At 67.4% G+C, this 21607-nt stretch carries 14 protein-coding genes; 5 read left to right on the top strand and 9 right to left on the bottom strand.

What is annotated here, in order from left to right; translation table 11 throughout:
• Positions 1–60: 60 nt before the first annotated feature.
• Positions 61–486, bottom strand: a complete 426-nt coding sequence (locus IEZ03_RS14035) for a hypothetical protein (protein ID WP_184878639.1) — start codon at positions 484–486, stop codon at positions 61–63.
• On the bottom strand, positions 483–2633 hold the full coding sequence (locus IEZ03_RS14030) for a hypothetical protein (RefSeq protein WP_184878636.1): 2151 nt from the start codon (positions 2631–2633) through the stop codon (positions 483–485). The genes IEZ03_RS14035 and IEZ03_RS14030 overlap by 4 nt, the downstream gene beginning before the upstream one ends.
• A 761-nt stretch (positions 2634–3394) precedes the next feature.
• Here IEZ03_RS14030 and IEZ03_RS38710 point away from each other — a divergent pair.
• Complete coding sequence (locus IEZ03_RS38710; protein WP_184878633.1) at positions 3395–3586, top strand: hypothetical protein; 192 nt, start codon at positions 3395–3397, stop codon at positions 3584–3586.
• A gap of 171 nt (positions 3587–3757) precedes the next feature.
• Positions 3758–4159 (top strand): hypothetical protein, encoded by a 402-nt coding sequence (locus IEZ03_RS14020; RefSeq protein ID WP_184878630.1) that lies wholly within the window; start codon positions 3758–3760, stop codon positions 4157–4159.
• A gap of 205 nt (positions 4160–4364) precedes the next feature.
• Here IEZ03_RS14020 and IEZ03_RS14015 read toward each other — a convergent pair whose 3' ends face one another.
• Both IEZ03_RS14015 and IEZ03_RS14010 read right to left on the bottom strand, forming a co-directional pair.
• Positions 4365–5546 (bottom strand): SMI1/KNR4 family protein, encoded by a 1182-nt coding sequence (locus tag IEZ03_RS14015; RefSeq protein WP_221480492.1) that lies wholly within the window; start codon positions 5544–5546, stop codon positions 4365–4367.
• Positions 5547–5959: 413 nt separating this feature from the next.
• On the bottom strand, positions 5960–8197 hold the full coding sequence (locus IEZ03_RS14010; protein ID WP_184878627.1) for a serine/threonine-protein kinase: 2238 nt from the start codon (positions 8195–8197) through the stop codon (positions 5960–5962).
• 702 nt (positions 8198–8899) lie between these two features.
• Between IEZ03_RS14010 and IEZ03_RS37880 the strand changes: the two genes are divergently transcribed.
• A complete protein-coding gene (locus IEZ03_RS37880; RefSeq protein ID WP_221480491.1) occupies positions 8900–9352 on the top strand; it encodes a tyrosine-type recombinase/integrase in 453 nt (150 codons plus the stop codon).
• A 177-nt stretch (positions 9353–9529) separates the two neighbouring features.
• Here the strand turns inward: IEZ03_RS37880 and IEZ03_RS14000 are convergent, their stop codons facing one another.
• Positions 9530–11875, bottom strand: a complete 2346-nt coding sequence (locus tag IEZ03_RS14000) for a protein kinase domain-containing protein (protein ID WP_184878625.1) — start codon at positions 11873–11875, stop codon at positions 9530–9532.
• 401 nt (positions 11876–12276) lie between these two features.
• Here IEZ03_RS14000 and IEZ03_RS13995 point away from each other — a divergent pair, with 401 nt between their 5' ends.
• Together IEZ03_RS13995 and IEZ03_RS13990 are read left to right on the top strand one after the other, a co-directional pair.
• On the top strand, positions 12277–14388 hold the full coding sequence (locus IEZ03_RS13995; protein WP_184878623.1) for an NACHT domain-containing protein: 2112 nt from the start codon (positions 12277–12279) through the stop codon (positions 14386–14388).
• Between the two features lie 705 nt (positions 14389–15093).
• On the top strand, positions 15094–15243 hold the full coding sequence (locus IEZ03_RS13990; RefSeq protein WP_184878621.1) for a hypothetical protein: 150 nt from the start codon (positions 15094–15096) through the stop codon (positions 15241–15243).
• 471 nt (positions 15244–15714) lie between these two features.
• Here the strand turns inward: IEZ03_RS13990 and IEZ03_RS13985 are convergent, their stop codons facing one another.
• From IEZ03_RS13985 to IEZ03_RS13970, 4 genes are read right to left on the bottom strand one after another with little or no spacing between them, the layout of a single operon-like run.
• Positions 15715–17895, bottom strand: a complete 2181-nt coding sequence (locus tag IEZ03_RS13985; RefSeq protein WP_184878619.1) for a transglutaminase TgpA family protein — start codon at positions 17893–17895, stop codon at positions 15715–15717.
• The gene (locus IEZ03_RS13980; protein ID WP_184878617.1) at positions 17892–19070 is read right to left on the bottom strand and encodes a DUF58 domain-containing protein; all 1179 of its coding nucleotides are present in this window, start codon (positions 19068–19070) and stop codon (positions 17892–17894) included. The genes IEZ03_RS13985 and IEZ03_RS13980 overlap by 4 nt, the downstream gene beginning before the upstream one ends.
• Positions 19067–20074, bottom strand: coding sequence for an AAA family ATPase (locus IEZ03_RS13975; protein WP_184878615.1), 1008 nt, complete (start codon positions 20072–20074; stop codon positions 19067–19069). Before IEZ03_RS13975 ends, IEZ03_RS13980 begins: the two co-directional genes overlap by 4 nt.
• Entirely contained in the window at positions 20071–21582 is a 1512-nt protein-coding gene (locus IEZ03_RS13970) for a serine/threonine-protein kinase (protein WP_184878611.1), read from the bottom strand. The genes IEZ03_RS13975 and IEZ03_RS13970 overlap by 4 nt, the downstream gene beginning before the upstream one ends.
• Between the last annotated feature and the right edge of the window lie 25 nt (positions 21583–21607).

Genomic DNA, 21607 nt, shown 5'->3' with positions numbered 1-21607 from the left:
CTCCAGTCCAACCCGGGACGGTTAACACACATCGTCCAGCCTCGTCGAACCGGGATGCCGCTAGATGACGAGGGCGTGCCAGTTGCGGGCGGACGGCCACCTGCGCGGCCGCATGGACTCTCGGATGCCGAGGAGGTCGGCGCAGCGTCCCTCGATGGCGTTGAGGACGTCGTCCGGGGTGTCGTGGACGAGCTGCAGCACACGGATCTTGGTGAAGACCGCACGCCGGTCGAGATCTGCGTGGTGGCGGGCGAGCCGCCCGGGCAGGCCGTCTGCGCGGTTGGCCTGGCCGAGCCACCGCAGCCGGTGGTCGGCATCGGCGATCAGGTAGATCGCGGTGGTGATGTCCAGTTCCTCATACCGCCACCGCTGCGCCCAGGGGACCGGCTGGAACCAGGCGTGTTCCAGGAAGCGGCCACCCGCTCGGGGCAGGGCACCCAGGCGCGGCCTGGTAAGAACGGGCCCGGTCGGCAGGAGCGCGGTCACGACGAGTCCTCGTCGGCCGCTTCGGTCAGGAATTTCTCAGACTCCGACGCCTCGATGATCGTGGCACCGACCGGCATGTCGGCGACCGCCGACTTGAGCATGCGCAGGTCAGCCTGAACGGCATACAAAGCCTGGTGTAGCGCCTTGAGCTCGTCCTCTGAGACCTGATACAGCGGGGTGCGGTGAGCGTCGAGAGCGGCGGCGACCAGCTCACGTGCCTCGGTCAGCACCTCGACCATGACCGTGGTCAGGACGGTCGTGACGGACGAGTAGAACGCCCCCCGCCTGTTCTCGTAGATCTCAGCGGCCGAGAGTTCCGGCTGCTGGGGCGGCGTCGTATCAGTGTTGCTCGGCTCACTGGGGGGCTTGGGCTTGCGCTTGGGGGTCTCGCGTGGGAACTGGCTGTCGAACCAGTATTTGTCGGCGCGAGTCCCGTCGACGGGGGTTCCCCCACTGTCGATCTGCCGGGGCATGCTCCCGTCCTGGGAAGCGCGTGCGAGTTCGTGCATCAGGGCGATGGTGCGGCGGGGCTGACGCAACAGCGCCCGCCGTGCGTCGACCACGGAGCGCCGGATCTTCTTGTCGGTCAGGGTCTCACCGTCGGTTTCCTCGGCGCCGCCGCTTTGCGCGCCGATCGACCCGCGGTCCGCTTGGAGGATCTGCAGTTCGGCGAGCCAGTGAATTCCTCGGGTGGTCAGGAACCTCCCGAGCTTCTGCTCATCGATGTCGTGACCGGTGCTGAGTGCTTCGGTCCAGGTGGGCTCGTCGGCGAGGTGTTCGCCGTTCTTGATGAACGTGCTGCTGATGAGCCCGTCGAGCACGCGGGGGTTCCAGCGGAACCGGTAGCCCTCTCCTACTGCAGAGGAGACCATCCGCAGCCGGTGCCAGACGTGGTCCTTGGTGGTGGAGGTCCGTGCGGGTTCGCCCAAGACACGGCGGACAGCCTTGGCCCGCTCAGGGGCGTGGGGGAAGACGACGGCGAACAGGGCGCGGTCGCGGCGGTCGCGGGCGGTGATGGCGTCCTCGCCTGGGATTGAGGTGGGGTCGGAGCCTTCGCTGGCCAGCCAGGCCCGCTCCGCCTCGGTGATCAGGCCCTGCTTGCGGGCGTCGCGCAGCACCGCCCGGAGGTCCGAAGCGGTCTTCTCGACCAGGGTGTAGCCCAGCGGAGGTCGCCGGTGGTCGGCCCGGTTGGGTTCGAAGACGACGTTGTGGAAGTCATCGGGGGTGCTGGTTCCGACGATGATCTGCATGCGGATGGTCGCGATCCGCGCGGCGGCGTGCGCGCGTTCGTGGAGCCGGTGTCGGGGATCGCCGTAGGCGGTGCGCAGCGCGTCGGCGAACGCTGGAACCCACACTGCGGGGTCGGCGACCTTCGCCGGGGTGTCTCCTTCGGGCAGGACTAGGTCGGACCGGTCGACGCCGAAGATGATGTTCTTCACAGACAGGCCGTGCAGTTCCAGTCGGGCTCGTGACCGGTTGGCTCCCTTTATAGCGGGAAGGTCCAGGACCCTGCGGACCCTGTTCCCGCTGGCCCCGCCGGGCTCGGCGATCGTGCGCAGCATCAGCGCGTGCAGGGTGGTCTCGTTCTGGCCGTAGATCGCCATGTCGTCCTGCAGCCGATAGTTGCGGAAGCCGTCGGCGCTGTCGAGGGCGTCATTCATCGTGCTGAGCAACTCGCTGAGCCGATTCCCGAGGACGGGATGCTCGGTCATCAGGAACGCCGCGGGCAGGCTGTCCACGCCCTTGCCGGTGACCAGCCGCGGCAGCATTTTAGCCGGGTCGGCGGGGTGACGGGCGGGTGAGTGAAACGCGCTGCGGATGCGTTCGTTGTGCTCGGCAGGACTACCGGCGAAGCCGTGCGCCACCACGTCCATGATGTCCAGACCAGTGCTGGGGTCTCGCTTGATGACCTCCGGCTTCAGCCGGTACTCACTGGTGCCGTCCTGGCCTTTGTGGCGGGTGAGGAGATCCTTGGGGCGAACCACATAGGGCGCCAGCCCATCGGTGATTTCCCGGGGGAGCCCGGTCGCACGGCTCAATGTCGCCGAGAAGGTCTGCGGCCAGGGGTCCTTGTCCGAACCTGGGAACGGGTTACTGGGGACGGGACCATCGGCGGGGTCCTGCTGATTGTCGGCCGTATTCGTCACGGCTGCCTCCGAGAAGAGGTTGAGCGCCCTGCATGGGCGCGTAGCGGCCGCCTAGGCCTGCTGGTCCGGGCGGGTGCATGGGCGCCCGGACACCCCTCGAACTTCTCGGTGTCACAGTCTCTTCCGCCGACCGAGTGCACGGTATAGCGGTTGACCCGTCGTCCGTTCATCGTCCCGTCTGCCGCGACCGTGGTGGTCATTGCGGGCTCCCCCGACTGTTAGGCCATTAGAGGTTCAGGAAAGACTCCCGGCATGGAGCCGATGCTTCCTCAACGATAGACCCGCCCGCTGACAGATTCTCGACTCTCCGGAACCGCCCGGATGAGGGAGGCGGCCTACGTGGCGCTCGTCGTGCTTTGAGTTGGGAGGCGTGCGGAAGTTGATGGTGTCGGAGACCTGCGAAAGTGACCAGAGCGGACGGCAGCTATATCGGCGCCGCGCGAGCGGGAACCTTCCGGCGGTCACTGTGGCTCTGGTGCGCAGTGCTCATCACAAGTCCTCTGCCGCCGATCGCGCTAGAGCGCGCACTCGTGGTATCGCGGCCTCCTTGCTCGCCGAAGAGGAGCAGGTCTGTCCGAGGACATGGCCAAGACGGTCGGCAAGGGACGGTCGGACGGAATCGAGAGCCGGTGACGAGCCCGGCCGCGGTTCCGGATCGGGCAGATCGCGCCGATGGGGCCCGTTGCGGCGCGGGGGTCCGCCGCAAACCTCCGGCGACTCGACCGCGCTCACGCCGATGCCCCGTCGCCCCGGAATTAGCGATGGCCGACGACCGCCACCGTGCCGCCCAGGTGGCGGACGAAGAAGCAGCGCACACCCCACTCCTCGTCGCAGAGCGGATGGACGATCTCGGCGCCGGTCGCGCGTACCGTCTCGTAGACGGCGTCGACGTCCCGACCTCGACGCTTAGGTCCGGGTTCACCGGAGCCGAGGCGTCCCTGGTCATGACATGACGTGAGCGGTCGGGTTGGACGGCGAGACCAGGTTGATCACCCAGCCCAGGTTCATCTCCTCGTGAAAGCCCAAGAGCCGGTAGTAGTCACTGCTCGCCGCCGGATCAAGCCATGTATGACCCCTGTCCATAAATTATGGACAGGGGTCATAGTTTCGTGGATACTAGCCTCATGGAGCTATCACCTACTGAAGCGGCCTTTGCCCACTTTCTACGTACCGTGGGCACGGCTGCGCTCACTCGTTTCCTACGTACCGTGGGCACGGCTGCGATTGAACTGGCACGGGACCTGGAGAACGCACCACAAGATCGAGGGCGGCATGCCCTCGACGAAGCTGGGCTGGGTTCCTTGCAACGTCAAGTCGCGGGGGCGCCCGGAATGGACACCGAGGAAGGCGTTTCACCCCGTCACATCGCCGAGTATTTGGACCGCGGCGATGAGCCGAACATCCGCACGGCCCTGGCCGCAATGCAGAAGCGTGGGGTGGCCGAGATGGTTCCCGGGATCAAGCCCCAGCGATGGCGTCTGGCCCCACAGTACAGGTCGACTCTTGCGCCGGTCGACCACGTGTGAAGCCATGGGTGGCACGGCCGTCCGTGTCAGGAAACATCCTCTCATGCCGCAGTTCGGACGCTCAGGGCGGTCTGCGGTCGCCTCCGGACCCTGCCGAGTTGAGAGTGTCATCTTCGGACTGCTGGACGGCGGCTTCCAAGACGCCCCTTCCCTGGGTGAGCGAACCGATCGCCGGATGCTGTTGGGGCCGACGCCAGAGTCGGCGTTAATAGCGGTTGTTCCCGCGTGGCGTGGTCACGATGGTTCGGGCGCGTTCGGGGGAGACCAGGTCGCGCAGCATCGGGTCGGTGAGCAGCACGACCGGCGCGATGCGGCACAGGGAGTCGGAGTGCCAGCGGGGTAGCGCGGCCTCAAGGACGCTCCAGGCATGGTCGGGGGCTCCGGCTTGGGCGAGCGTCCGGGCCCGGTGGAGCGCCTCATGGAACTCGGACGGTTCTGGTAGCGGTGGTGGCACGAATGTGTCGATCCGCTCGACCTCTTCCTCGGCCAGGATCCCGGCGAAGAGCTGACGGTGTGGGGCAACCGACGAGCCGGCCCGGGCCGAACGGTACAGGAACAGCGGCACGGCCTCGGCGCGCACCTGTTCCAGACCGATCTCCTCGACCACGTGAGGGTGGCCGAGGATGCCGTTGCGGATCTCGTGGTGCGCATGGGCCGGATCAAGGAAGGCATTCAAGATGACGGCGAGGTAGGCGCCGGCACCCGAGCCCTTGACGGCGGCGTGCGCGAAAGCCTCCGCGGCGGCGCGGACCTCGCCCTGCAGGGCCCGTTCACGGCCCTGGGCCACCAACTCGTCGGCACCGCCGGGGTGAACCGGACGGCCATCGCGCCCACTGAGGCCTTCGAAAGACGCGCGTTCGGCATCCACCAGCGCGGCGAACGAGTCGTATCGGTCCCCAAACCCGGGATACCAGCTGGCCCAGACGTAGGCCGCCCATTCGCCGGCCGCCGACACATCACCGGGGTCGAGCAACCAGTACTGGGCGTCGCCGTCACCGGAGACCAGCAACGCACGGTCGGCGAGCGCGGTCTCCTCAGGCGTGGCGTTCTCCCGGAGGATCTCCCACAGGTCGGCATCGGCATCACGGAGCCAGCCGACCTCGCCGCCGGTGCGCATCGTCCACATGAACGGGCCGATGTTGAGCCACCCGTCAGACGCTGCGAGGAACGACCGATAGCTCTGCGGCAGGCGAATGCCCAGACGCTGCTCGAGCGCAGCGAGTCGGCCCTCGCCTGCGCCGTCGAAGCCCAGCCAGCCAGCGGACCGTTGCAGATCGCCGACGCCGTGCAGTTCCTCCTCGGGGTCGCCCCGCAACACCTCGGCGCTGTACTCGGCGAGGTATCGGCGCCACTGCTCGACAGTACGTGCGCCATCAGTAGATGCCATGCCGTGTCCGCTCCCGGTCGAAGGCCGAGGGGCGAGGTCCCTCGATCCGAGGCCCTCCACCACCATTCGGGCATCAGTTGTATCCCCGACAGCTTCGGGCATGGCCAGAAACCAAACAAACCGGACGCCTGCGGCCACGTCCTCTCATGCCGCTGGCCGGGCGCGGAGGAACCGGGGCCGGCTTAAACTAAGCGGGCGCCTCGGAGAGCGACAGGCTGTTCCCGTCAGAGCCCAGCACAACCGCGTGGCGCACACCGTTTCCGTACCTCTCCACGGGTTCGTGGCCGATGCCGTGCGAAGGGAACCGGGCTTGAATCTCGTCAAGACCGGCCACGCCCATCGTGACCATGGCGTGTCCCACCCGCTCCGTCCGTACGCTCCGATTGTTGACGACAACCCACGCGTTCGTTCCGCTAGAGGATCTCTTCGGTAGCGTCGAGGAAGCCGTATCGCTGTGCCATGTCAATCACGGCTTTTTGGGTCAGCGTCGTTCGCTCTTGCGAGGTGAGGATGGGCGTTGAAATGATCGTAACAAGCAATTCGTGAAATGGCCCTTGATCGCTTTCGCCGAAAGGGCTCAGGTCGATGTACTCGTCGAGGGGCGCCTGTAGCGCCAACTTCTGGTTGAAGTCGCGCTCGGTAATGAGTTGAAGCTGAACAGTCGGCGGATCGGTCCAGCGATGGTCCGTGGACATGTCGGTGACAGCAGCGGGCAGCACCTCGGTGGCGGTGTGCCAGGCGATGGTGAGGAACTCCACCACTTCCTTCAATGACAGTCGCAGGTCTTGCGGTACGTGCCCGCCCGGGGCTCCCAGAGCCTCGCCCCAAGCGGCCAGGTCTTCGATGCGTAGTTCGGTGCATGCAACGACGGAAGAATCCGTGGCGCTGCCGAGGGTCATCATCACTTCGGCAGTTAGTGCTGGCGCACCCTGCGATGTCGTGATCGTCGCTGAGTAGCTCAGAGCGTCCAGGGCGTTCCGGTTAGGGCCGCGCTCCCACACTTGCACTGCAAGTTCGGCTCCCCTGCGGACCGTAAATGCCGTAATTGTGCTGGTCAGCACACTGGTAGGCAATGCAAGGTGAAGATCGCGGCGGCGTTGCGGTGTGATCCGCAGTTCATTGTAACTGGCCCAGGGGAGGGTGGCCAAGGCGCGGATGCGTAGCCGATCGGCTTGGTTGGAGGTCCATAGCTTCGATGCGGGGGTTCTATTAGTGGTGAAATGGGGAACCGGTTCCCAACGCCAGTTCTTACCGTCCACGTCACGAAGCAGAACCCCTTCGCGCCATCGACCGCCGGTCAGTTCGACACGCGCCACGTTGGACTCAACCTTCCGGGTCGCCTCGCGGTCCGGTGCGGGCAGTCCCACGGCGCGGAACCCATCTCCGTTGGGGATCCCTGAGCCAGCGGCCTCTAGGGCCTGCCAGATCTCGCCCGCCACGGCGACAGGGCGCTGGTAGGGAGGCAGAGCACATAGCACCCAGCCGAACAAAGATTCGTGCGACTCGAAGTGTTGTACGACGCCCGGTCCTGCCGCATAAACCTCGGTTGAGGGATAGCCGATCCACAGCCCATTAGTCATCAACTCATTCCACGCCTGGTTGAATAGCCCTTTCCATCCCGGTAGGCCGGCACCGATCTCGATCTTCTGCTGCTCGCCCCCCGTGTAAAAGGTTGCCGTGATGTTCTGTCCGCTGCCCGACATGACCACTTGCGGCGGCTGAGAGCTTGGCGTGCTTGCGTGTGAAGAGTCGGGAAGCGTCGTTGGCAGGTTCGGCAGGGACGCGCCTGGCGACCGTTCAAAGAGAGTGTCAAGGATGGAGGCAACAGTTTCCGCGCCGCCGGGGCGGTTGTTTGGGTCTTTAGCAAGCAGGCTCAAGATCAACCTGTCGAGTTCGACCGGGATGTCCGCACGATGGATCCGCGGGCTGCTCGGCGGGAGGTTCAGGTGTTGATGGATCAGCATGGCTGGAGCCTGATCCGACGGAAAGGGCGCCTGCCCTGTGAGCAGGGCATACAGCACACAGCCTAGTGAGTACAGGTCTGAGCGGCCGTCGAGTTTGCGCCCACAGCACTGCTCCGGTGAGGCGTAAGCCGGGGTACCGATAAACTGGCCAGCGGCTGTCAGACCCGTGGAATCAGCGGCCCGCGCGATTCCGAAGTCACAGATCTTCACCCGGCCACCAGTGACTTGGAACAAGTTCGCCGGCTTGACATCCCGGTGCACGACGCCCTGGGCGTGAGCCGCTGCCAGGGCCTGCGCGGCCTGAAGCGTGAGAGAGACGGCCTGGCCTATCGGTATTCCAGTGGGAGCTTTGTCAAGGACAGCACCTAGGTCTGTGCCGTCCAGCAGTTCCATGACAATGAACAACTGGCCGTCATGTTGGGCAATATCATGCACCACAGTGATCCCAGGGTGCTGCAAGTTAGCAGTGATCGTAGCCTCGCGCCGGAAGCGTTCCACCAGATCAGCGCTCACAGATACATTGAGCAATAGCTTAATCGCCACGGACCGGGAAAGCCGCTGGTCGACAGCCCGCCATACTTCGCCCATCCCACCCCGGCCGAGCCGCCCCTCCAGCAGGTACCGGTCAGCCAGCGTGTCACCAGCCTGCACCATCGCGTCCTCCCGATACCCCAGCCGCGCGGCCACTTGGATAGCCTCCATTCCACCAGCTCATGCCAAAGACTGTGTGGGTTCTTGAGGGCCGGACCGCCACCGGCCACGCCTTGGCGGGGGCGCTCCAAGGACGCAACGCCGATCTTGCAAACCCGGACCGCACCGATCGTCACCTGTCCTGACTCAAAGGCTTTCGTGTCGCACTCTCATGCCGCGTGCGGTGCTGGTCTTGCGCCCGATGCGGGCGCAGCGTCGCAGGTATGACTTCGTTCGATGAACTTCTGGGAGCGGCGCCCGGCTCCGGGACTGCCGGTAAGAACGTGCTTCGGTTGGCGACACTCGCCTACCTGGCCCGGTACAAGGGTGACTCGCGCATGCACACCGAGTCGGATCTGCGGATCTACCTGGCCTGGTGCGCCGAACGGCGCCTGGAGCCCTTGGCGGTACGGCGTGCGCACGTGGAGATGTACGTGCGGTGGCTGCAGGAGGTCCGCCGGTTCCGGCCCTCGACCGTGTCCCGGCGGCTGTCAGTGGTAGCCGGCTTCTACCGCACCTGCGTGATCGACGGGATCCTCGAGCACTCGCCCGCCGACCACGTCCGCCGCCCCAACGTCCCACCCGAATTCCCCACCCTCGGACTCCCCCATCTGCAGTTCGAGGCCCTGCTGTCGGCCGCACGTGCATCGTCCAACCCCAACGACTTCGCGCTGGTGGCGATGCTCGGGCTGCTCGGGTTTGCGGATCTTCGAGGCCACCGGCGCCGACATCGACGACCTGGGCGAGGAACACGGCCACCGGGTCCTACGCGTGGTGGGCAAGGGCACCCGGATCGTACTGATCCCCCTCCCGCCAGCAGTCGGCAGAGCCATCGATCGCGCCATCGACGACCGGACGGCCGGGCCGATCCTGCTCAACACCCGCGGGGCCCGGATGGATCGGCACGCCGCCACCCGCCGCCTGCGCCAGCTCGCCACCGCATCCGTCGTTCGGTTGCCGCGGATGCACCCGCACATGCTCCGCCACACCTTCGTGACCACCATGCTCGACGCCGGCGTCGACCTGCGCGACGTACAGATCGCTGCCCGCCACGCAGACCCGCGCACCACCATGCGCTACGACCGAGCCCGCAACAACCTCGACCGACACCCCAACTACATCCTCGCCGCCTACATGGCCTCCGGCACCTGAACCAAGAGCCCAGACCAGAACGCGCTGGTCTGCCGACAAGCGGACGTTTTCAGTACAAGCCTGTGACTGGGGCTGGCCCGGTCGGTCCGGCTCCGGATCATTGGAATCGCGCCCGTACGGACTTTGGTTCGGTCTGCTCCTCGGCTGGGAGCGCCCCGGGCCCTTCCGCTGGTCTGTTCAGGGGCGTTCGCCGGTGGTGGCGTTAATGGCTTCCAAGGTGTCGCCTGTCCGGGCGTAGAGGATTCCGGGTGAGGCGGTGGCGCCACTAGTCTTCATTTCTTGGCGCCAGAGCTGCTCGCCGGTGCGGGCTTCCAGGGCGAGGAGTTCGTGGCCGTCACGGCGGAACATACGGAGATTGGAGGAGTCGATGTAGACCACGTCGCCGCCCAACGACGCGATGTCGGCGGTCGACTCGATGCGCTTCCGCCAGGATTGTGCGCCGGTCGAGAGACTGATCGCGGCGAACTTCGTTGCCGTGGTTTCGCGGAGACCGCCGATCTTGGTGTCGTCCCACTGCACGTAGGCCATGTCTCCCTGGGCGCTGTCTCGGTGAATGCGTAGTGTCGGGGAGCGGAGTACTGAGAGGGGGGACTTCCAGCGGCGGTGTCCGTTCGTGGTGTTGAACGCGTAGAGGCCGTCCGCTCCCAGGGCGTAGAGATCTGAGCCGTTGGCCGCCAACAGAACGTCATCGGGAACGTGGCGGTCCACGGACACGGCTCGGAACCGGATGTCCCAGCGCAACCGGCCCGTGTCGGCAGCGTAGGCGTGGATGCGGTACCCGTCCTTGCGGTCCTCGACGGCAACGTAGACGTTCTTGTCATCGGCTGCGTACTGGTCGATGGCGCCTGGCCTGACACTCCAGCCTGCTCCCGAATCGGTCGCCCACGAGTTCAGGATGTCGGTGTTCTGATCGCCATAGCGGACGTAGCCGACGCGCCCCCCGGCGAGCCGTACCCCGTCGTCTGTGCAGCCAAGGGACGCCGTGTCCAGCTTGTGGACCCACCGCCGGGTGCCCGTCGCCGTGTCGAAGATCGAGAGCAGATGCTCGCCGTTCGCCAGTGGGTCCACCACGGCGACGCTGTCGGACTGGGCCGTGATGCACTCGCCACTCTCCAGTGGGATCCGCCAACGTCGCTTGCCTGAGCGTGGATCGAGTGCAGCTAGACCTTTATCGCTCCGTGCGAGCAGTAGCGCCCCGTACCGTCCCACGAGGGTTTCGCTCTCACGCGACTCCGATTTCCAGCGCTCCTCGCCGGTCCGAGAATCGTACGCGGCGAGGCCCTTTTCCCTGCCCACGTAGACGAGGCCATTGCTGACCACCACGGCACCCCCGCTTACGTCGTCGACGGACCAGGGGCGGAATGTATCGCCACCTTCTCGCAATGCAGCCGTGCCGAGGACGGCCACGACCGTGCCCACTAGCGCGACCCCCAGTCCAACCACCCAAAGATGCCCCCCGCGTCGGCGGTTGAGCACTGACCACAATGATCCGCGCGTTGGCCATTGTGGTGACCTGCGCGGATGGTGAGCATCAGACTGAGGGGCGGACAGGTCCTCGGCCAGAGGGTCTGGTTCTAGTTCGAATGGGGGCTCGGGCGTGGGACGGTACCGACCTTGAGGGTCGGTTTGGCGGGTGTAGAGGGCGGTCTGGGCGATGTGCTCCTTGATCAATGGAGCAATCGAGCCAGACGTCCAGTCCGTCCCGGCCTGGTTGTCTAAAGCGGCGTCCGCGTCGTTGAAGAAATCGTCCAGGATCTCGTCCGGGGTGGGCCGCTCGGACGGCTGCCTGGCCAAACACCGGCCGATCAGTTCCCGGTGCTCCTGAGGAACCCGTGCCAGGTCGGGTTCGGCTTCCACCACGCGGCGCAGCACCGCAGCGGTGTCACCGGTGCCGAATGGGTGGTGTCCGGTCGCGGCGAAGTACAGCACGCCGCCCAGGGAGAAGACGTCGCTCTCGGGGCCGACTGACACGCATTCGGCCTGTTCGGGTGACATATACTCGGGTGTCCCGATTCGGTGGCGCGTCAACTCGGCCCTGTCGACCGCACGGACGATTCCGAAGTCGATCACTCGTGGGCCGTCGGCGGCGAGCAGGATGTTGGCTGGTTTGAGGTCCCGGTGGACGAGCTTGGCTGCGTGGATGGCCTTGAGTGCCTCCGCCAGCGCCGCCGCGAGCGCGGTGACCGCGCGTCTGTCCAGGGGGCCTTGTCTGGTGATGACCCTGTCCAGGTTGGGGCCATCGATGTAGGAGGTGGCTAGCCAGGCGGGTCGTCCCTCAAGGTCGGCGTCAATGACCGGGGCGGTGTAATGGCCGCTGACCTCTTTGGCCGCCTCGACTTCGAGTCGGAACCGCTCCAAATTTTGGGGGTTATCGGTCAGGTCTGTCTGGATGACCTTTACCGCGACCAGGCGCCGCCCACGTGAGCGGGCCAGGTAGACCAGCCCCATCCCGCCCGCACCGAGCCGCCCGAGCAACTCGTAGGACGCGATACGTGGCGGATCCAAGGCCTTGAGCGACTCCACGCCAGGAGCCTCCTGGACCCCAGACGCTACCGCAACCCGTATGCCACATATGCACCGTGAGCCACCGGAAACGTAAGTGATCCCCGATCATCAGGTGGTCTCACGAATCGAAGCAAGTACCAAGATGTCGCTATTGGGAAGAGGAGCGCCAGCAGACTCGTTCCAGGTCGCTGATCAGTTCCGCGGCGACCCGCCGTCGTGCCTTGCCGGCGGAGCCCCACCGCCGAGGACGGTCTCGTTGGCGGGCCTTGCGAGAGCTGGGGGGTACGCGTTCGCCGCGCGGCTGAGTCTCGATGACCCCGGTTATCGATTCTCCCGGACAAGGGAGGCGCCCGTCTGGGGCGTGCGGGAATCGGGACGTAGGTGGCGGAGAGCCGGTTGAATGGTGAAGATGGTCCGTCATGGGCGGCGAGCGTTGGGCTGAGCAGGCGCTGAAATTGCTGGGCACCGTGCTTCTCGTGGCGGCTGCGGCGGTGGCCGTCTTCGGTGTTCGGAAGGCGGAGTGGGGTGGGGTGGATCCCGGTGCCCTGGTCATCGCGTTGCTCGCCTTGCTCTTTGGCGTCGCGGCATTTTGGCAGGGCTTCAAGGCGCAACGCATCACTGACACCGATGTGGACGTGTGGACACCGCGGCTGGCTGGCATGGTTCGCACAACGGAAACGAAACAGCGCTGGCATCTGCTCGGCGGCCAGGACCGCGTCATCGATGTGGGCTTCTCGTTCACGCCCTCGCCCGCTCACGATGCCGCCGACGCCTGTCCCACGGGGACCCTGGCCGATGTGGTGGAGTATTTCGAGCGGTTGAGCCCGCAGCGGCTCGTGATCACAGGAGAGGGCGGCGCAGGCAAGACCGTCCTGGCGAACGAGCTGATCCTTGGGTGGTTGGACGAGACACGTCGCCGAAGCGGTGATCCGGTCCCGGTCCGCATCCCTGCTGCGGGGTGGGACACCGACGCATCAGTCGCGGAGTGGCTGACCGCGCACCTCGTCCGCACCTACGGCATGCGCAAAGCGACCGCGCATGCCCTGGTGGACGCGGGCCGGGTGATACCCGTGATCGACGGCCTTGACGAGATGGACAAGGAGCCCGAACCCAAGTACGCATCCCGGGCAGGGCGGGCGCTGCAGGCGCTGAACGCCTACCAGCAAGGCCGGGAGAAGGCACGCCTGGTGCTGACCTGCCGCACCGCACATTACGACTCGCTGATCAGGGGAAACATTTGGGCGCGCGACGCGGCCCGGATCACGCTCGCCCCAGTCACCCCCGACCAGGCGTGGAGGTTCATCGAGGCGGTGGCCGGTACACATCAGCACGTCCGCTGGCAGCCGGTGCTCGACGCCCTCACCCAGCCCGACCACCCACTGGCCAGCGTCCTCGCCACACCCCTGTGGCTGACCGTCGCCATCACGGTCTACCAGGAGTTGGATGACGCCACCGGCGACTATCTGCGCGATCCGGCCGACCTCGCCGACCCCGCCGCCCATCCCCACCCTGACGAGATCCGCGACCACCTGCGCAGCCGGTTCATCCACGCCGCCGTCAAAGCCTCCGCCAGGAACCCCGCCGAGGGGACCGCCCCGATGGCCCGGCACCATCGCTACCCGCCCGAACAGGTCCACAGCGCGCTGGCACTTCTGGCCCGGTACCTGAACACGAATATCGGCCGAACGCAATTTGCCGGACGGACGATGTCTGGCACCGATCTCGTCCTCCACGAACTCTGGCCCATGGCAGGACAACGCGCCCGCATCCTCGCATGCGCACTCCCCGCCACTGTCGCGGGCATGACCGTTGGCGTGTGGGCGATCCTCACCAAGCGTCCATCGGCAATCGCGGTGGTGCCGGCGCTGATGCTGGTCCTCGCTTTTATCGCCTGGCTCAGGCCGTGGCCCAAGCCAGCCCGAATCCATCTGCGTTGGCACCACCTGCGAAAAACCAGTGCCCTGCCCTTGCTCGTCTTCATGCTGATCGCCGGGATCAACCTCGCAGTCAGGGCCCGGTCCGGTGACGCGGGAGACATCGGCACCGCGCTGGCTTGCGTATCAATGCTTACGATTCTGTTCTTGCACAGGCTCACCAGGCCGGACACCGAAAGGCCGGTTGATCCCCGTCGGCTCGTCCGCGACGACCTCTGGACCTGGCTAGCCCTGGCCCTGGCCGTGGGAGTGATGACTGGTCTGCCGTTCGGACTCGTCGTCGCCTCGACCACCGGCCCGCCCGGCGGCCTGACCGCCGGCTTGGTGACGGGAGTGCTCGCGACCGTGGTCCAATTGACCCTTGGGCTCCTCGGAGTCGGCCCCGGAGCCGCAGCCATGCGCTACCTGGTGCTGGTCCTGTGCCTGCGGGGACGGACACCATGGCAACTGGGACGATTCTTGGACTGGTGCTATTCAGTCGGATTGCTGCGGGTCGCCGGTATCGCCTACCAATTCCGGCATCAGGAGTTCCAGATCTACCTGGCCCGGCACCCGTCCTCAAGGCGGCACGACGCGGATCGTGCGAGCGGCGCCTGAAGGCCCCCACCACCGCACCGATGGACCAACCCGGGTCTGGCTGCGCTAGGCCAGATTTCGATTGGCAACAGAAACCGCGCCAGCGATTACGGTGAGTATTCATTCGGCGGGCAGTCGCCTTGGTGACCTCCTGGTGGCTGGTGAGCACAAGGTGCGCACGGACTGTAATGGATCATGGTGGATGAGGGTGCATCGTGGAGACGCTGACCTGCGGAAATGCGAATTCGTCGGGATGGCGAATCATCACATAGCACGCCCGAAAAAGAACTGCTAATGCGGTTTGGGTGCAAGCCCATCCGGGGTTCAAATCCCCGATCCTCCGCCTCTGACCAGCGGTTTCCTTGATCTAGTTTTGGGTCGAGGGAGCCGCTGGTTTCGCGTTGGGGGGCCGATGGGGCCGACGCGGCGGGGGACCACTACCGCAGCCGCCTCGGCAGCCGCCTTGAAGACCTGGGGGACCACGGACGCGTAGACGTCGGCGGTGAAGGACGACCGCGCATGCCCCAGCGTCTCGCTGACCACCTTCATCTCGACCCCGTGGCCAGAGACAGAGTGGCCGCGCCGTGGCGCAAATCGTGGAACCGGACGGGGGGAGCGGTCCTCCGGTGGGCGCGGCTCGCACCTTCGCCTCGCCGACCCGGTGGCGCTTGGCGATCACTGCCCTACCGGGTCCGCCGGCGTTCGGGAGACGCCGAGGCGCGTCTCGTGCTGACCGAGGACATCAGCAGAGTTCAACCCCGGATCGCCTTCTACCAGGCATTGCTGCGCATTGAGGAGCCTGTTGTTGCTGTCGCCTATGAGGAGCTGGTTCGTTCTGCGAAGAGACAGGTCGGCGAGCAGATGAGGGAAGCGTAGATCCAGCAGGTGCGGAAGAAGGATCACCGGATGAACCTCCGAGTCGTTTATCCCAGGGACGAGATCAACGGCGAGTTGACCAAATGCGTCGCAACCATGCGTGCTGATCTGGGGTACCGAACGAACTATCGCTGGCTTGCCTTCCGCGAGGCACACTGATCGACCGACGACAGTGCTGGCGAGCGCGGACGCCGCCCCCGGCTACAGGCCCACGGCCACGCCGAGGCGGCAAACGTGAAGCAGGAGGCGGTCGCCATCCGCTGGCGGTTCATGGTTGGTGCCCGAAGGCGTGATGAATGTGTAGTCCTTGCACCGTTGTGCTCAGTAGCGGACACGCAGGTGGATGGTTCATTGCCGAGCACCAGTTTGGGGTGGCTACTGGTGGAAGGCGTTCATCTCCTTTGACAGCCTCACCGAGCCACCAACCGATTTCATGGCAACAGACCTCGCTCATGCAGCCCCGGTTCGTCGTCAGGGCCGCAGCCGGCGGCTGTGCCTGAAGGACCGTGTGCTGAGTCTGGCGCGCCATCGGTGGACGCGTGGCTGCGTCCCGCTTATGGCGTGTCGGGCCAGGTCCGCTTCCCGCCATGCCCGGTCCGTGTCGGACCCGCTCGGCGGTGTGGGGGCGAATACAGCGGCCCCGTGCAGGGCCGCTAGGCACCGCACGTGGTGTGGGGCCTCTCCACCGACCTTCTCGGTAGTCGCGGCCACCACCTCGCCCGTGGTGTCGGTGGACGCTATGGGCACGCCCACGTCGACCAGCCTGTCGACGACCTCCTGCCAGGCGGCAATCGTGCGCTGCTGGGGAGAGCCCCTCGTCCTCCTGCGCGATCGCAGCCATGTCTTCGCAGTCGGCACTAGCCCCAGGTAGAGGAGGAGTATGGCCAGAACTGCTGCCACGGTGACCGTCAACCATGGGGCACCTTCATCCCGTGTGACCGTCCGCTGGGTCCCCTTCGGAGTAGCGTGCGAGGGCTTACTGGACGGGGTCGCCTTCGGACGCTGCGCCGCCCCGCTCGGGGACTCCGTGGGCGGTACACCGGCCTGCGCCCCGGCAGCCAGGAGCTTCGGCGTCGGATTGAATGGAATCCACCCGGCGTTCCGTGACCTCACCTCCGCCCAGGCGTGCACCTGCTCTCCGCTCACCACGTAGGTGTCCGGCCCGATCGTCTTCGGTGTGAATCCGACGACGACACGCGATTCGAAGCCGAGCGCGCGGGCCATGACGGCGAACGCGCTCGCGTACTGTTCGGCGGTACCCTGCCTACTCTTCAGCATTTCTTGTATCTGCAGGATCCCGTGGCCACTGGGGGCGTCGGGTCGGCCGTCGGCGCGGAACGGATGCGCGCCGCCGGCTTCGGTGAAGAACTTCTCGAGCCGTTCGAGCGCGGGATAGCCGTACTCCTCCCCCACAGCCTGCTTCATCGGCCCGGTGATGGCGGCGGGCAGGGGCGGCAGCCCCGTTCCGTCGCGGACACGGGCCAGCACCGCCGCGTCCCGGCTCGCCTTGTCGAGCACCGGCACGGCGCTATTTACGCGGTACTGGGTGATCGACGGTTCGTTGAGGGGCAGCGCGACGTCGCCGCCCACCTCGTCCACCAGCAGGCCCGGCTTCGACACCTCCACAGGGCGTCCGGAGGAGACGATCCAACCGAGCGGCGGCTGCTGCCTTATCTGGATGAGCTCGTCGCGGAGCACAGTGCGAAGCGGGGCGTTCGGGGCGGGTGGGAGAGTGCGTCCAGCCCGCCGGTAGCGTGCGTCGCTGTTCCAATGCTGGCCGTCGAACCTGTTGAGGCTGGCGTAGCGGAGCCTCTCGGGACGGACCGCGCTTTGAACGGTGAAACTCACTTTGAGCCGCCCGCTCCGCAGGGCGGGGAACAGCACCAGGGGGCTGGTATCCGCGCGTGGCACGGCAGGCGGCGGTATTAGGGCGCGCACGTCGGCCGGGGCGGGGTCGCCCGTGTGGGCGAGAACCGTTCCGCCGCCCCACCCGGCGGCCGCGGCCCCAGTGAGCAGGAGCGCGGCCACCGGCACGGCCGACAGGCGCCGGCTATGCCCTACGTCCGGCGTGCCCTCGGCGGGGCGGACGGTACCGTCGGCCACAGCCGCAGTGGCCTGCCGCCCGACGGCCAACAGCAGTGCGATGACGCCCGCCATCGCGACGGCCAGCCAACTCGTGGGAGGGCCGACCGCTGCCGAGGTGGCACAGCCCAGCGCCACCATCGCCAGCGGTGCGATCGGCTGCCAGACCGGCGAACGGCGGCGCAGCGCGGGCTCCACCGCGCACAGTGCCGCAAGCCCCACGAGCACGACGACGGACGCGAACTCGCTACCGCCCGTGTCGACCGGCAGGGCCGAGGTGAGCAGCCGCTTCGGCCCGCCTGCCAGCCCGGCCCCTGGCGCGATCACCAGGAGGACGTAGGCGAACAGCATGGCGAGCGCTGTCAGCACCCGGGTGATCGGCGCAATCCCCGTCGCGGCATCCAGTAGCACGCATGTCACGCAGACCAGAACGACGACGGCGACCATGTGCGGTAGATAGGTCCGGTCGATCAGCAGGGCGGACGTGTCGCGTCCGAACGCCGGGGCGAAGGCCAGCGAGGACAGCAGCGCAAGCAGGGCGCCGAGCGCGGCCCGCAGCGCACGACTCATGACGGCCTCCTCGCCACCAGGCGTGACCACAGGTTCGCCGCGTCCGTGGCGGACGGAGCGCGCAGCACCATCAGGCCAGGGCGTCCGCTGGTGGCCGACGCGGCGCCCAACTGGACGATCACGACACGGGCGAATCTGCGGCGAACCCGTGCGATGTATTGGGCCAGGCCGGGTTCGGGCCCCGACACCAGCACCAGCGCGCCTCCCTCCCGGGCTCGTTCGACCAGTTGGATCAGGGCGGCCAGTTCGCCTTCCGCATCGCCGCCGTCTCGCCCCCGGGTGGCCGCCGCCAGCCGGTCCAGCAGGCCGTGGCCGCCCGCCTCGTCGAAGCGCCCCTGTTCCTCACCGAGGACGGCCAGGTCGACCCGGTGCCCTGCGCGCCGCGAGACGACCACGACGGACGCCGCGAACTCGGCCGCTTCCTCGAACGTCTGCTCGTCCAGCACTCCGGCGCGCGTGTCCAGCAGGACGGTCGTGGTCGGGTCGCCACTGTCGACGTGCTCGCGCACCATGAGCGTGCCGGTGCGCGCGGTGGACGCCCAGTGGATGTGGCGCGGATCGTCGCCCTGGTGGTACTCCCGCAGCGACACGAACGAGGTCGACCCGGCGGGCAGGTTCTCAGCCAGCCGGCCCTCGAAGTCCGGGACGTGCCCGAGCGGGAGGGGCCGCATCGGATGCCGTCGCGGGTGGACCCAGAGCCAGGCGCGCTCCGACAGCGGCCGGGTGCGGCGGACGAGCCCGAGCGGGTCGAGCCGCTCCACCACGACCGGGCCGAGGCGCAGCAGTCCGCGGCGCGGCGCCGCGATCGGCACCCGCAGCGTCCGGCGGGCACCGGCCGCCAGCCACCCGACCCAGACCCGCAGCGGCCGGCCGTCGACTAGTTCCACCGCGTCGAAGCCGGGGGCGGGCAGACGTCCCATATTGACCACATCCAGGGTGACCGCTGTGCTCTCGCCAGCGCTCACCCGGTCGGCCTCCACCGTGCGCTCCGCCCGGACGCGGGGGCGGCGCAGCGTCGTCACGGCCGCCAGCGTCAGTGCGGCGGCGCCGGCCAGCCCGATCCCGGTGAGCGTCGCATACCCCAGGCCGACACCGAAGGCCAGTAGTACGGCCGTGGCGCCGAGGACCGCCCAGCCCCTCCCGGTCGGGCCATTGCGCGCGAGACGACCGGTCACGACACCCCGCTCGCGACCGGGACGGGAACCGAGCGCAGCACCCGGTCGAGCACCTCACCGGGCCGGACGCCGCGGATCTCCGCCTCCTGGTCGAGCAGCAGCCGGTGCGTCAGCACGGGTCCCGCGACCGCCTTGACGTCGTCCGGGACGACGTAGCCGCGCCCCTCGCACGCCGCCCACGCCTGGGACGCGGACGCGAGGGCGATGCTGCCGCGCGGGCTCACTCCGAGCCGCAGCTCCTCGGCGTCCCGGGTGGCCTTGGCGATGCGTGCGATGTACTGCGCGATCGCGGGCGTGACGTGCACGCGGCTCGTGTACGCGGCCATCCAGGCGATCTGGTCGACGGACGCGACAGGACGCAGTTCGGGGGGCACACCGGCGGTGGCCCGCCCGGCCAGGATTTCGGCCTCGGCATCGACATCGGGATAGCCCACGCTGATGCGCAGCATGAATCGGTCGAGTTGTGCCTCCGGAAGCCGGTAGGTGCCCTCCAGGTCGACCGGGTTCTGCGTGGCGATGACCATGAACGCCGGCGGCACCGAGTGCGCGCGCCCGTCCACGGTCACCTGCCGCTCGGCCATCACCTCCAGCAGCGCGGACTGTGTCTTGGGCGAGGCCCGGTTGATCTCGTCGGCCACCACCAGATGGGCGAACACCGGGCCCTCGCGAAAGGAGAACTCTCCCGTGGACTGGTCGTAGATCTGGATCCCGGTGATGTCGCCGGGCAACAGGTCGGGCGTGAACTGGATGCGGTTCCAGCTCGCGTCCACCGAGTCGGCGATGGCCTTGGCCAGGGTGGTCTTGCCGACGCCGGGCACGTCCTCGACCAGCAGGTGACCGCCCGCGAACAGGCAGGTCAGCGCGAGCCGTACCGCCATCGGCTTACCGCGCAGCGCCTTCTCAACGTTGCCCGCGACCGCGCGGTGGGCGGTGGCGAAGTACGCGGCCGGGTCCGGGCCGCCGGGCTCGGCCGGGGCGGCGGAGCCGACGGGCGTCTGGGTCATGAGGTCTGTGCCCTTCCATTGGCGACGAGGCAGGACGGCTTGGCTTTGGGGAGAGGCGGCGGATGCTCGGTCATCAGCAAGGCGGCGACCGTCCAGCAGTACCGGGTGGACGGTTCGACGAGCTTCACGACCGCGACGGGCTCGGCGCCCGGCTCCGTCTTGCGGAGGAACGTCGGGCCGCGGTAGATCAGGTAGCCGGAGAAGCCGGGGAGCGCGGACCCGTCCGAGAACTTCAGTTGGACAGTGCCGGGCGCGACGCTGGTCGCGGTCACCGGCAGGAAATAGTTGTGGGGCGACGCGTTAGGCCTGGTCGACGGACCGACGGTTGGCGCGGCCTCGTCCTGCGACTGCTGCATCCAGATGCCGCCGCCGGTCCCGAGCAGGGCACAGGCGGCGATCGCACCGACCAGCAGCCAGCGTCTCTTCTTCTGGGGCGTGGGCGGCGGGGGCTCCTGCGGTGCGGGCCGAGTGGCACCCGTCGTCTCCTGCGCTCCCTGGGCCACTCCCTCAGAGGTCATTTCCGCGGGCGCTCTCGCAGAGGACGGCTCGAACGTCGGCCGACGCACTGCCACGGGCTCCGGCTCGCTGACCGGCTCCGGCGGAGGAGGTGGCGGAACCGGAGCAGGGCGTGCGCTGGACTGGCGTGCCAGTTCGAGGGCGCGTTCGGCGACGGTACCGGCGGTTGGACGGGCATCGGGGTCCTTGTCCAGGCAGGAGCGCACCAGCTCCCAGATGTCGTCGGAGAATGAGGCCGGTCGTTCCGGCTCGTCCTCGATGTGGGCCCGCATCAGCGCATGGTGGTTGGATGCGACGAAGGGACGCCGTCCGGCCAGCGCCTCGTAAAGCGTCACGCCGATCGCATACACGTCAGCGGGCGGGCCGACCGGGCGACCCGAGACCATCTCGGGGGCGACGTAGGCGGGGGTGCCGAGCACCTGCGACATCCTGGTCAGAGTCGCCGCGTCGGCGATGCCGGCCAGGCCGAAGTCGGTCAGCAGCGCGTGCGGCTCGACACCGCGCCGGGTGATCAGGATGTTCTCGGGCTTGATGTCGCGGTGCGTCACGTCCGCCGCGTGCACCGCGGCGAGCGCCCCGGCCGCTTGGCCGAGGACGGCGAGGTGCTGGTCGGGACGGAGCGTCCGGGCGTTCAGTACCTGGCGCAGGTCCTCTCCGTCCACGAGGTCCATCACGATCGCCAGGACGTCGCCTTCGGCGACCACGTCCATGACGGGGACCAGATGTGGATGATCCAGCCCTTTCAGGACAGTGCGCTGTCGCAGAAAGCGCGTGACCGCTATCGGGTCTTCGCTGAATTCGGCGCGCAGTACCTTCACCGCGACCGGCCTGCCGTCACTGCGTCGCTTACCCTGCCAGACGCGGCCGCTCGCCCCGCTGCCGATCACCTGTTCCAGCAGGTAACTGCTGCCCAGGGGTGTGACGGTCGACGGTCCGAGGGTAGGCGGCAGCGTCTCGATCTCTTCGGGATCGACGGCATCGCTTTCCGACAATGTAGTGCTCTTCCCGATTTCTGAG

The sequence above is a fragment of the Actinomadura livida genome (assembly GCF_014648675.1).
Lineage (GTDB): Bacteria > Actinomycetota > Actinomycetes > Streptosporangiales > Streptosporangiaceae > Spirillospora > Spirillospora livida.
The sequence above is the reverse complement of the archived record's forward strand: the minus strand, read 5'-3'. Positions and strand labels throughout refer to the sequence as shown.

What these genes read in the sequence shown, in the direction of transcription:
- IEZ03_RS38710 (WP_184878633.1), top strand. Translation starts at nt 3,395, where the DNA reads ATGGCCGACGACCGCCACCGTGCCGCCCAGGTGGCGGACGAAGAAGCA.
- IEZ03_RS14020 (WP_184878630.1), top strand. Translation starts at nt 3,758, where the DNA reads ATGGAGCTATCACCTACTGAAGCGGCCTTTGCCCACTTTCTACGTACC.
- IEZ03_RS14015 (WP_221480492.1), bottom strand. Translation starts at nt 5,546, where the DNA reads ATGGCATCTACTGATGGCGCACGTACTGTCGAGCAGTGGCGCCGATAC.
- IEZ03_RS13995 (WP_184878623.1), top strand. Translation starts at nt 12,277, where the DNA reads ATGGGCGGCGAGCGTTGGGCTGAGCAGGCGCTGAAATTGCTGGGCACC.
- IEZ03_RS13985 (WP_184878619.1), bottom strand. Translation starts at nt 17,895, where the DNA reads ATGAGTCGTGCGCTGCGGGCCGCGCTCGGCGCCCTGCTTGCGCTGCTG.
- IEZ03_RS13975 (WP_184878615.1), bottom strand. Translation starts at nt 20,074, where the DNA reads ATGACCCAGACGCCCGTCGGCTCCGCCGCCCCGGCCGAGCCCGGCGGC.